The organism is Cryobacterium sp. TS_SC_7 (genome assembly GCF_056156285.1).
In genome coordinates this window covers 813544-825496 of the sequence record NZ_CM149589.1, presented here as the reverse complement: position 1 = coordinate 825496, position 11953 = coordinate 813544, and the positions used below count along the sequence as shown (strand labels likewise).

The 11953-nt window shown below is 68.4% G+C and carries 7 protein-coding genes; 3 read left to right on the top strand and 4 right to left on the bottom strand.

The window, feature by feature from the left end; translation table 11 throughout:
* Positions 1–110: 110 nt before the first annotated feature.
* Positions 111–1382 (top strand): ammonium transporter, encoded by a 1272-nt coding sequence (locus AC0J5J_RS03850; protein ID WP_134425246.1) that lies wholly within the window; start codon positions 111–113, stop codon positions 1380–1382.
* A gap of 317 nt (positions 1383–1699) precedes the next feature.
* On the opposite strand, the gene AC0J5J_RS03845 is transcribed toward AC0J5J_RS03850, so the two are convergent.
* The gene (locus tag AC0J5J_RS03845) at positions 1700–2110 is read right to left on the bottom strand and encodes an SHOCT domain-containing protein (protein WP_134425245.1); all 411 of its coding nucleotides are present in this window, start codon (positions 2108–2110) and stop codon (positions 1700–1702) included.
* 214 nt (positions 2111–2324) lie between these two features.
* Here AC0J5J_RS03845 and AC0J5J_RS03840 point away from each other — a divergent pair, with 214 nt between their 5' ends.
* The gene (locus tag AC0J5J_RS03840) at positions 2325–5033 is read left to right on the top strand and encodes a LuxR C-terminal-related transcriptional regulator (RefSeq protein WP_474899579.1); all 2709 of its coding nucleotides are present in this window, start codon (positions 2325–2327) and stop codon (positions 5031–5033) included.
* Positions 5034–5126: 93 nt separating this feature from the next.
* Entirely contained in the window at positions 5127–6572 is a 1446-nt protein-coding gene (locus AC0J5J_RS03835; protein ID WP_134425243.1) for a flotillin family protein, read from the top strand.
* A 33-nt stretch (positions 6573–6605) separates the two neighbouring features.
* Here the strand turns inward: AC0J5J_RS03835 and AC0J5J_RS03830 are convergent, their stop codons facing one another.
* Genes AC0J5J_RS03830 through betT form a run of 3 tightly spaced genes read right to left on the bottom strand, consistent with a single transcriptional unit; the run spans position 6606 to position 11889 of the window.
* Positions 6606–8186 carry a GMC family oxidoreductase gene (locus AC0J5J_RS03830; protein ID WP_474899577.1) on the bottom strand — a complete coding sequence of 527 codons (1581 nt, stop codon included), beginning with the start codon at positions 8184–8186 and terminating at the stop codon, positions 6606–6608.
* A 26-nt stretch (positions 8187–8212) separates the two neighbouring features.
* Positions 8213–9688 (bottom strand): aldehyde dehydrogenase family protein, encoded by a 1476-nt coding sequence (locus tag AC0J5J_RS03825; protein WP_474899575.1) that lies wholly within the window; start codon positions 9686–9688, stop codon positions 8213–8215.
* On the bottom strand, positions 9685–11889 hold the full coding sequence (gene betT / locus AC0J5J_RS03820; RefSeq protein ID WP_474899573.1) for a choline BCCT transporter BetT: 2205 nt from the start codon (positions 11887–11889) through the stop codon (positions 9685–9687). Before betT ends, AC0J5J_RS03825 begins: the two co-directional genes overlap by 4 nt.
* Between the last annotated feature and the right edge of the window lie 64 nt (positions 11890–11953).

Here is an 11953-nt window from a genome sequence, read left to right as displayed (position 1 = left end):
CGAAACCTGACAACTCCAAACTAACTCTGTACCCGCCGAGACACGATCTACTGCTCACCCTGTGCACGTCGACGGCACTCACTGTTAGTTAGAGAGAGGTAACCATACCCATGGTTGAACTGTCAGTCCTGTTGGACGCCACAACTGATGAAATAGCTCTGAATCTCAATTCCCTGTGGCTTCTCGTCGCGGCAGCCCTCGTGCTCCTGATGACTCCCGGTGTCGCGTTCTTCTACGGCGGCATGGTCAAGGCCAAGAGCGTTATCAGCATGATGATGATGAGCTTTGGCGCGATGGGCGTCGTCGGGGTGCTCTGGGTGCTCTACGGCTACGGTCTCGTCTTCGGACCGCCGCTGATCCCCGGCTTCCTCGGCAACCCGTCCGAACTGCTCGGTCTCTCGGGACTCCTCGGTGCCGGCGAAGACGGCTCCCTCTCGCCCGACCTGAACGGCCTGGCGTTCGCCGGCTTCCAGGCCACGTTCGCCATCATCACCGTCGCCCTGATCTCCGGAGCCATCGCCGACCGCGCGAAGTTCGGCGCCTGGCTGATTTTCGCCGCCGTCTGGTCGACGCTGGTCTACTTCCCGGTCGCGTACTGGGTCTTCAACCTTGCCGACGGCTGGGCTCCCGCAGCCCTCGGAGTCAACGACTTCGCCGGTGGCACCGCCGTGCACATCAACGCCGGTGCAGCCGGTCTGGCTCTCGCCCTGGTCCTCGGCAAGCGGGTGGGCTTCAAGAAGGGCATCTCCAAGCCGCACAACGTGCCGCTCACCCTGCTCGGCGCGTCGCTGCTCTGGTTCGGCTGGTTCGGCTTCAACGCCGGTTCCGAAGCCGCCGTCGACGGCATCGCCGCCCTCGCCTGGATCAACACGCTCGTCGCTCCCGCCGCCGGTATTCTCGGCTGGCTCATCGTCGAGAAGATCAAGGACGGCAAGCCCACGTCGATCGGTGCCGCATCGGGTGCCGTCGCCGGACTCGTCGCCGTCACCCCGGCCTGTAACATCCTCACCCCGTTCTGGGCCATCGTCCTCGGTGTTCTCGTCGGCGCGGTGTGTGCGGTTGCCATCGACCTGAAGTTCAAGTGGGGCTTCGACGACTCGCTCGACGTGGTGGGCATCCACCTCATCGGCGGCATGATCGGAACGCTCTACATCGGCATCTTCGGTTCGGGGATCGGCCTGCTCGACACCGGCAGCCTCAACCAGCTGTGGGTGCAGTTCGTCGCCGCTTTCGGTATCGCGATCTTCTCCTTCGTGATGGCGTACGGCATCGGCTGGGTCATCCAGAAGACGATCGGTTTCCGCATCAACAACGAGGACGAGGTGGCCGGAGTGGACACCATCGTCCACGGTGAAGAGGGCTACGCGCTCGACGCCGTCTAACGACACACCATCCGGGCCGGTCCAGCCGGACCGGCCCAGCCGGACCGGCCCAGGCGCAGGCGGTGGGCGCATCCGGTCGAATCGGATGCGTCCACCGCCTGTGTGCGTGCCGGGGCCACGTCGGGCCGAGGGAGGTGCTTCGGAGCCGAACCTTGACGCGTTCCGGGCGGCAGGCCACACTGACACAACTTGTCGGGGACCCGAAGCCCGCAAGGAGAACCCTGCCAGGCCCTCGGTGGCTGAGAGCCTGGCAGGGTTCTGTTCTCCCGGTGCGCTCCGTTCCTGACTGCCGCGAGCGACCACCCGTCGGGGTGTGCCTACTCGGTATAGGACGAGCTCGACAACGCTTTCGCCTTCAGAGACTCGAATTCGGCCGGCGAGATCGTCCCGGCATCGAGAAGGGCCTTCGCCCGGCTGATCTCCTCGCTGGCACCGGAACCGGTTCGAGCGACACTGCGGATGTAGTCGTCGGTCTCGGCCTGGTACTGCCTGGACTCCCGGGAACTGCGTTCCGCCATGCCCTGGCCGCGGGCGATCACGTAGATCAGCACCGTGAGGAAGGGAACGAAGAACAGGAAGAGGAACCAGGCCGCCTTCGCCCAGCCGTTGAGCTGCCGATCACGGAACAGATCGAACACAACGGCGAAGAGGGCGAAGAAATAGGAAATGATCGCGAAGGTCCAGAAGAAGAACCAGATCGTTCCCCACAGGTTTTCCCAGAAGTCCATGGCACTTTCTCCTCATCTGCGGGCCTTGCTGTTTTCGAGCGCCGAGCGCCGAGCACGCCAGCGGGTGGCGTGTGCCACCGTCATACGTCCGAGGGGCAGAGCCACCGTCACCCGAACCGGGTGAATTCGGCGTGCTCTATCCGCCGATAGTGCAGAGAGCTAGGGTGACCCTGCCGACCGACCACCCAGGGCCGCGAACGGAGGACGTGTCTCGATGACTGTGCATCGGGTACCAGCCAGCTTCGCGCCGGGAACGACCCGGGTGTTCGGAACCCAGCCGTTCGGAACCCAGCCGTTCGGAACCCACCCGCTGGGAGTCGAATCGCAGATTCCGGCACCCGCCGCGACGGAGGTGGATCGGCCCCGGCTCGACGGAGCATTCCATCGTCTCTGCGCCGGCGAGGTGCGGTGCGTCGGTGTGTGGGCGCCGGCCGGTGCCGGCAAGACGACCCTGTTGGCGGCGTGGGCCCGTCGACTCCGCCGAGCAGGGGAGTCGGTGACGTGGTTGCGCGCCCCGGATCCGGCGGACCTCCGTCCCGCGGATGTCTGGCAGCGGGCCGAGCAGGGTGCGCCGACCCCGTCGGTGTCAGGCGACGGGGGGAACGCGTACGTGTTCGTCGATGACTTCGACCTGCGCAGCGCCGAACAGCCGGGGCTGCTGGGAGAGTGGGTCGCCTCGGTGCAGGACGGCATCCGGGTCGTGGTCGCCGGACGCTCCCGGCCGGGTGCGGGAATGACCCCCCTGCGTGCCTGCGGCGCGATGGTCGACCTGGCGCCCGGGCAGCTGGCATTCGACCGGAGAGAGTTGCTGGCGCTCGCGGCCGGGCATCGGATGGTGCTGACCCAGCAGGAGGTAGACATCCTGATGCACCGAACCGCAGGATGGGCCACCGGTCTGGCGGTGATCGTTCCGAGTCTCGGGGTCGGCGCAGACTCCGCCCGGAGGATACGGGGTTTCGACGGTGACGACCCCGGGGTGGCCGGGTTCCTGCGCGAGGAGATCGTCGCCGGGTGGACCGACACTGATCGGGATACGGTGCTGGGCGCCGCCGTTCGGGACCTGGTCACAGTCGATCTGGCCGTCCACGTGACACATCGAACGGATGCCGGAGCGGTGCTGGATCGGCTGGCCGGGCAGGGGGCCCTGATCACCAGGGAGGACACGGACGGGTATCGCATCCACCCGATCCTGCTGGCCTACCTGCAATCCGAGGCGCGGAGGCACGATGCCGGGGCTGCCGCGGGGGCGCACGAGCGCGCCTCCCGCTGGTTCGCGCGTCGCGGCGAGGGAGGTGACGCCCTCGAACAGGCTCTGGAGTCCCGGCTGCCCCGCCTCATCGCCGAAATGCTCGACACCTTCGGTCTCGACCTCGTGCTCCGGGGAACGCCTGACCTCGTGGTCAGGGCGCTGGAAGGGCAGGCTGCGCTCGTCGAGGGCGAGGCGGAGCCCGCGGCGTCGACCCTGCGGCTGCTCCTGGAGGCACCGTACTTTCCCGACCGAGCGCAGGCCCGGCACCTGCTGACGGGGCTCGGGTCGGTCCGGCCCGGCTCGCCGGCGTGGCCGAGCGGGAACCGGGCGCAGACCTGGACCGCCGTGATCGCTGCGCTGACCGCGTTCCGCGCCGACAGCGACGACGAGATCCGGACCGGTCTGTCCGCGCTGCGCGCTGCCCGTGACGGTCCGGGGTGTCTGCCCCACCTCGGCGTCGACCTGCTGGTCACCACCGCCGAGGCCTGGTGTCACGCCGGTCTGGGCGCGGCGGAGCAGGCCGAGACTGGGCTGCGGGAGGTGGCCGTGAGTGCCCGGAATGCCGGCTACCAGTGGTTGTTCCTGCTGGCCGGTGACCTCGGCGCCACATCGGCGGCCCGCCGGGGTGACTGGAGGCGTGCCGGCCGGATCGACGAGCAGGTGGCCCGGGCCACGGCGGCCTCGACGCGACTCATGATGGGTGCCGGAGCAGCCGAGCCGGGGGAACCGTTCGACCGGGCGGCGGCCCGCGCCTGGGTCTCCCACCAGCAGCGTCGGTATGAGCGGTGCGACCCGCTGGACACGAGCATGCTCGCGAGGATTGTGGCGGCGGACCCGCTGATGGCCGATCACGGGCTCATCGTGCCCGCGCAGGCTCTGCTCACACTGGCGGAGATGGAGGAAGGCCCGAGGCCGCGCTCGGCGCTCGAGAGCATGAATGGGCTCCTGCGGGAAGCCGCCGACGCCCAACCGCGCGTGCTCAGCCTGTGCTGCCTTCCCTGGTTTGATCTGACCTGTCTGCTTGACGGCCGGACGGAGGCCGCACGCGTGGCCATGCTGGTGGACACCGTGCTGGGGACGGATTCGCTGGAGGCCGTGCTGCTCCGTTTTCTCGCGAATCCGCCCGCGCGGGACGACCGCGGCGGCGGCAGCCGGCTCGCGGCAGCCGCCACCCCGGCCGGCCGGTGCTGGCGCGGATCCACGCTCGTGAGTGCCTGGATCGTGCTCGCCGGGATCGCCGCGGAGAGGGACCGCCCGGCCGAAGCGGATGCCCGCCTGGTACGGGCGCTGCGCCTGGCCGAACGGCTGCGCGTCGAGCGGGCCTTCCTGGGGGTCGGCAGGCTCGGGGTGGCCCTCCTCGAGGCGAGGATCGGGCGGCTGGGAGACCTGGACGGCTTCGCCCGCCGGATTCTCAGCCGTTCGGCGCCGGCGCCGGGGACGTCCCACCCGGGGCACACCGCGATGCGCACCGTGGGTCACACCCAGGTGCTCACCGAACGAGAACGGGAGCTGTTGCGGGAGTTGCCGTTCCACCAGACCATCGCGGACATCGCCCGCAAACACAGTGTCAGCGCCAACACCGTCAAGACCCATCTGCGCAACATCTACCGGAAGCTCGAGGCCACGGACCGGGCGCGGGCCTGCGCCATCGCGCAGGAGCGCGGTCTCCTCTGACCAACCAGTAGGATTCGAGGGTCTCGTGACCCGCGCGTCGCGGCACGAGGCCACGCGCATGATCGTCGTGTGCCGGCGGAACGGAAGGACCCCATGTTCGAATTCCTGCTCAGCCCCATCCCCGGCCTCATCACGCTGGGAATCGTCGTCTTCCTGATCGGCCTGATCTACGCCAAGAGCGTCTACAAGAACGCGGGGCCGGACGAGGCCCTGGTGATCACCGGCAAGAAGTCGAAGAAGACCATCGTCGACGGCGCCACCCTCGAGGAATCCGGGCAGCGCGTCGTGCATGGCCAGGGCGTGTTCATCACCCCGTTCTTCCAGAAGGCGTTCAAGATCAGCCTCCGCAGTCGCGCGATTGAGATCACGGCCGTCGCCCAGGACCAGAACGGCGTGACCCTGACCGTGGAAGCCGTCGCGATCGTGAAGGTCGGCGACGACCCGGCGGCCATCCGGGCCGCGGCGCAGCGGTTCCTCGGCCAGGACAAGAACATCGACGGCTTCGCGCAGGAAGTGCTGTCGGGATCCCTGCGGTCGTCGATCGGTGGCACGAACGTGATGACCATCATCCAGAAGCGCGATGAGCTCGGCTCCTCCGTGCTGGCCACCGCTCGGGAGTCTCTGGCCAACCAGGGCGTCGACGTGGACTCATTCGAGATCAAGGGCATCACCGACGAGAACGACTACATCCGCGACCTCGGCCGCGCCGAGCAGGCCAAGGTGCGGCGTCAGGCCGAGGTTGCCGAGCACGCAGCCAACCGGGAAGCCCAGGAGGCCGCCATCCTCGCCGAGCAGGCCATCGCCGAGGCGCAGAACACGCTCGCGCTGCGCAAGGCCGCCCTGCAGCTGGACACCGATAAGGCGGCTGCCGAAGCCGCCGCGGCCAAGCCGCTGGCCGAGGCGAAGGCCCAGCAGGCCATCGTGCAGGAGCAGGAGCTGACCGCTCAGCGCCGTGCGTCGCTGCGCAAGGCTGAGCTGGAGTCCGAGGTCAACGCCATCGCCGACGCCGACGCATACCGCATCCGGGTGACGGCGATCGCTGCGGCCGAGGCCGCTGTGGCCGGCGCGAACGCCGACCGCGACAGCCGGATCGCCAACGCCGAGGCCCTCCGGGCGGAGGGTCAGGCCGAGGCCGATGCGATCCTCGCCCGGGGTACCGCGGAGGCGACCGCCACCCGGCTGTCCGCCGAGGCCGTCGCCGAGCAGAGCGAGGCGCTGATCCAGCTGCGCATGGTGGAGATGTTGCCCGAGATCGCCCGCGAGCTGGCCGCCCCGATGTCGAACATCGACAACCTGACGGTCATCTCCACGGATGGCGCCAGCCAGCTGACCAAGAACGTCGCCTCGGGCTTCACCGAGGTCGACGGGGTGCTCAAGTCCACCATGGGAATCGGCATCCGCGAGATGCTCGGCAACCTCGTCGGAGGCGCCGCCGCCGGTGCCGCCGCGGCGAAGGTCGCCAACCCGGTGCCCTCGCTCACGACCGCCCAGCAGGCCGACGTCGACCACGCCCTGGCCGCTCCGGCCGTCGAGGCGTAGCGCGGCCCGGTATCGGTTCGGGCCGCGCAGGAGCTAGACGGAGACGGCCGCTCGGGCCGCCTTCACCAGGTCGGCGCAGCGTTCGCCGATCATCATCGTGGTGATGTTCGGGTTCACCGTGACCAGTTCGGGCATCACCGAGGCGTCGGCCACCCGCAGCCCGGTGACGCCCTTGACCCGCAACTGCGGGTCGAGGGGCGAACCGGCGTCGGCCTCCGCGCCCATGCGGACGGTTCCGGCGGGGTGGTACACGGTGTTGTGGGTCTTCCGGATGTAGTCGGTGATCTCGGCATCCGTCTGCACCGCGTCACCGGGGTAGAGCTCGGCGCCGGCCCACTCGGCCATGGCCGGCTGCGCCACGATCTCGCGGGCCTTGCGGATGCCGGCCACCATGACCCGCATGTCGTGCGGGTCGGTGAAGTAGCGCGGATCCACCAGCGGCTTGTCGCGGTAGTCGCTGCTGCGCAGCCGGATCGTGCCGCGGGACCGGGCGTGGGTGACGTTCGGGGTCAGGCAGAAGCCGTTCTCCGTGGTCGGGTAGCCGTGGCGGGCCGTGTGCATGTCGAAGGGCACGGAACCGTAGTGGAACATCAGGTCCGGGCGGTCGAGGCCCTCTTCGGTGGTCGTGAAGATGCCGATCTCCCACCACTGGGTGGACGTCTCCGTCATGGGCTTCTTCGCTTCCCACTGGATGACGCCTTCGGGGTGGTCCTGCAGGTTCTCACCGACGCCGGGCGAGTCCACGAGCACCGGGATGCCGTGCTCCCGGAGGTGCGCGTCCGGGCCGATCCCGGAGAGCATCAGCAGCTTGGGCGAGTCGATCGCGCCGGCCGAGAGGATGACCTCGTGCCGGGCGGTCAGCCGGTGCGTCTTGCCGAACGCGGCGTCCACGACGTCGACGCCGGTGCAGCGCCGGTTCTCGTCGAAGACCAGCTTGCGCGCCCGCAGGTCGGTCAGCAGGGTAAAGTTGCCCCGCTGCATGATCGGATGGATGTAGGACACCGACGACGACGCCCGGGTGCCGTCCGCCTGGCGGTTGATCTGGAAGAAGTTGGCGCCGTTGACGACCGTGCTGCCGTCGTTGAATCGGGCCCGCGGGATGCCGGCCTGCTCACAGGCGTCGAGGAGCGCGATCCCGGCCGGGTCGGTCGCGGGCACGTTCATCAGGTGCACGGGGCCGTCATGGCCGTGGTGGGCATCCGTGTCCTCGTTGGTCTCCAGCCGGGTGAACAGCGGCAGGATGCTGTCGGCCTCCCACCCGGCGGCGCCGTGCTTTCCGGCCCACTCGTCCAGGTCTTCCCGGGGTGCCCAGAAGGCGATGCAGGAGTTGTGGCTCGAGCAGCCGCCCAGCACCTTGGCGCGGGCGTGGCGCATGAAGGAGTTGCCGTTCTGCTGCGGTTCGATGGGGTAGTCCCAGTCGTAGCCGGATTCCAGCAGTTCCATCCACCGGTCCAGCTGCAGGATGGCGTCGACGCCGCGGTCGTCCGGGCCGGCCTCCACCAGCGCGACCTGCACCTCCGGATCCTCGCTCAGCCGGGCGGCGACGGCGGCTCCCGCGGAGCCGCCGCCGATCACGATGTAGTCGAATTCCGTGTTCGTCAGTTCAGTCGTCATGAGAGTGTTCCCTTTCTCGCCGGGGGTTACCGGGCCGCGAACCAGCCGGTGACCTGCGGGGCTGTGTTCTGGTAGATGTGCTTGGTCTCCTGGTATTCGGCCAGGCCGGCCGGGCCGAGCTCCCGGCCCGTGCCGGACTGGCCGTATCCGCCCCACTCCGCCTGCGGCAGGTACGGGTGGAAATCATTGATCCAGACGGTGCCGTGGCGCAGGAGCTTCGCGACGCGCTGCGCCCGGCCGGCATCCTGGGTCCAGACCGCACCGGCGAGGCCGTAAACGGTGTCATTGGCGATATTCACGGCGTCGGCCTCGGTGCGGAAGGTCTCCACGGTGACGACGGGGCCGAACGCCTCGTCGACGACCACGGACATCCCTCGGCGCACCTGATCGAGCACGGTCGGGGTGTAGTAGAAGCCCTTCTCCAGGTCGCCCGTGCCCCAGGTGCCGCCGCAGCGCAGCCGGGCACCCTCGGCGAGGCCCTTGTCGACGTAGGCGGTGACCTTGTCGCGGTGTGCGGCGGAGATCAGCGGGCCGGTTTCGGCGTCGGGGTCGAACGGACCGCCCAAGCGGATCTGATCGGCACGGCGCACGAGTTCGTCGACGAACCGCTCCGCGATTGATTCCTCCACAACGAGGCGCGACCCGGCCGAGCAGACCTGGCCCGAGTGCACGAAGGCGCCGTTGAGGGCGTTGTCCACGGCGGCGTCGAAGTCCGCGTCCGCGAAGATGACGTTCGGGTTCTTGCCGCCGAGCTCGAGGGCGACCTTCTTGACCGTGCCGGCGGCCGCGGCCGCGATCAGCTTGCCCGTGGCCAGGCCACCGGTGAAGGAGACCAGGTCGACGTCGGGATGGCTGGACAGCGGTGCCCCGGCGACCGGCCCGGCGCCGAGCACCAGGTTGGCGACGCCGTGCGGCAGCCCGAGATCGTCGAGCAGCCGCATCATCAGGATGGAGGTGTGCGGGGTGAGCTCGCTGGGCTTGAGGATGAAGGTGTTGCCGGCGGCGAGGGCCGGGGCGATCTTCCAGGCGGCCTGCAACAGCGGGTAGTTCCAGGGCGCGATCAGACCGCAGACCCCCACCGGCTCGTGCACGATGCGGCTGAGCACGCTCTCGTCCCCGGCGTCCACGATCCGGCCGGCGTCCTGTCCGGCGAGCTTGCCGAAGTAGGTGAAGCAGTTCGCGATGTCGTCGATGTCGATCTCGCTCTCGACCAGGCGCTTGCCGGTGTCCAGCGTTTCGGCCCGGGCGAAGGCGGCCTTCCGGTCCCGGAGGCCGGCGGCCACGCGGAGTAGGAAATCGCCGCGCTCGGGTGCGGGCGTGGTGGGCCAGGTTCCCGTGTCGAAGGCGGTGCGGGCCGCGCGGATGGCGGTCTCGACATCCGTCGTCGTCGCCTCGGACACGGTGCCGACGGGCGCGCCGTCCGCGGGGCAGGTGATCTGCCGGGTGCCTCCGTCGGAGGCGGCTACCCAGGCTCCGTCGATGAAAAGTGTCGTGGTGCTCACTGTGTTACCTCTTCCGACTCGAAGTCGGCTTCCCAATTGTCTTTGGCCAGGTGATCGTCTGCCACCAGGGTGTTGCCGCCGGGGTTTTCCCGGTTCAGATGCAGGAAGTCCAGGTGCGTCTCGTAGTGGTCGAGAACGTCCGTGATGACCTGCTCCTTGTTGTAACCCATCAGGTCGTAGCCGTGGCTGCCCTCCAGGGAGAACACCTCCATGCGGCAGTACTTGGCACCCGAGGACGCCGAGCGGACCGCATACGTCGGAGTGTCGTACTGCACGGGGTAGATCTGATACTTGAATCCGCGCTCATCGCCCATTCCGACGAGCAGGTCGAGGTGCGGAATCCGCAGCCCCTCCACCACACCCTGGCTGAGGGAGACGTCGGCACCCTGGGTGACCAGTTCGTCGTGCACGTCCTGCAGGGCGGGCTGGGCCACCTCGGCCGCGAATCGTTCGGCCTGGCGCTGGCCGGGATAGGTCATGGCACGGGAGAGACGGTGCCGCCAGTTGCGGCCGCGGGCCGTGTCCGCCGACCGGCCCGACAGCAGTCCGGGCAGGCTCTGCCGGTAGCTGTCGGTGAGCGACTGTTCGACCCGGAGAGCTTTGTACAGGCCCAGCATGATGAACAGAAGCACGGCCGAGAACGGCAGCCCCATGATGATGGTCGCGTTCTGCAGGGTCGGGATGCCGCCCACCAGCAGCATGGACAGCGTCAGCACGCCCGTGGTGACCGCCCAGAACAGGCGCAGCCACTTCGGGCCGTCGGAATCGGCATCCTTCAAGTGCGAGGTGAAGTTCGCCATCACCAGGGCACCGGAATCGGCGGAGGTGACGTAGAACAGCAGCCCGGTGAAGGTGGCGACCGCGGCGCTGAACGGCGCTGCGGGGAACTCGGCCAGCAACGAGTAGAACCCCCGCTCGGGCGAATTCATGGCGACGTCGCCGAAGCCGGCGTCGCCGCCGATGACGATGGCGAGGGCGCTGTTCCCGAAGACGGAGATCCAGATCAGGATGAATGCGAAGGGGATGATCATCGTGCCGGCGACGAACTCGCGGATGGTCCGTCCGCGTGAGATGCGGGCCAGGAACAGCCCGACGAACGGCGCCCAGGCGATCCACCAGGCCCAGAAGAAGAGCGTCCAGCCGTTCATCCAGGCATCCGGGCGATCGTAGGCGAAGGTGTCCAGGGTCATGCCCGGGAACCGGCTCAGTGTGTCGCCGATGTTCTGCACGATGGCGTCGAGCAGAAAACTGGTATTGCCCACGATCAGCACGAACAGCATCAGGCCCACGGCCAGGATGACGTTCAGCTCGGACAGTCGACGGATTCCCTTCTCCACGCCGGAGAGCACGGAGATCGCGGCCATGGCGACCGATAGCAGGATCAGGGAACCCTGCACCCAGACGTTCTCCGGCATGTCGAACATGAAGGTCAGACCGTAGTTCAACTGCACCACGCCGATTCCGAGCGACGTGGCGATGCCGAAGATGGTGCCGAGAACCGCGGCGATGTCGACCGCGTGGCCGATCGGCCCGTGGATTCGCTTGCCGAAGATCGGGTACAGGGCCGAACGGATACTCAGGGGCAGGTTGTGCCGGTAGGCGAAATACCCGAGGGCAAGCCCCATCAGGGCGTAGAGCGCCCAGCCGGTGATCCCGTAGTGGAACAGGGTCCAGACCATGGCCTGGCGTGCCGCTTCCACGGTGCTGCCGTCACCGGTGGGTGGCGCCAGGTACTGGCTGACGGGTTCGGACACCGAGAAGAACATCAGGTCGATGCCGATTCCGGCCGCGAACAGCATGGCCGACCAGGTGAACAGGCTGAATTGGGGTCGGGAATGGTCGGGGCCGAGCCTTGTTTTGCCGACGCGGGAGATGGCCGCGCCAAGCACGAAGATCACCACGAGGGTGACGATCAGGAAGTAGTACCAGCCCAGATTCGTGGAGACCCAGGTCACGACGGAGCCGATGACCTGGTCGGCGTTCTCGGGCAGGAGGATGGCCCACAGGGCGATGATGATGACGCCGGCGGCGGAGCCGGAGAAGACGGTCTTGTTCACCCGGGTGGCGGCGGGTACCGGGGGGAGGCCAGTGGTGCTGGTGGTGTCGGTTCCTGTGATGCCTGTTCCTGTGGCGCCTGTCGGGCTTGGGCCGGGATCGGACCGGCCCGGGGCAGGGGGAATGGAAGGGGGCAGTTCGGCCATGGTTTCGCGCGTCCTTATCGGGTGACGGGTAGTCCGGGGCGGGGGTGTGCGCAGTCGTGCGCGG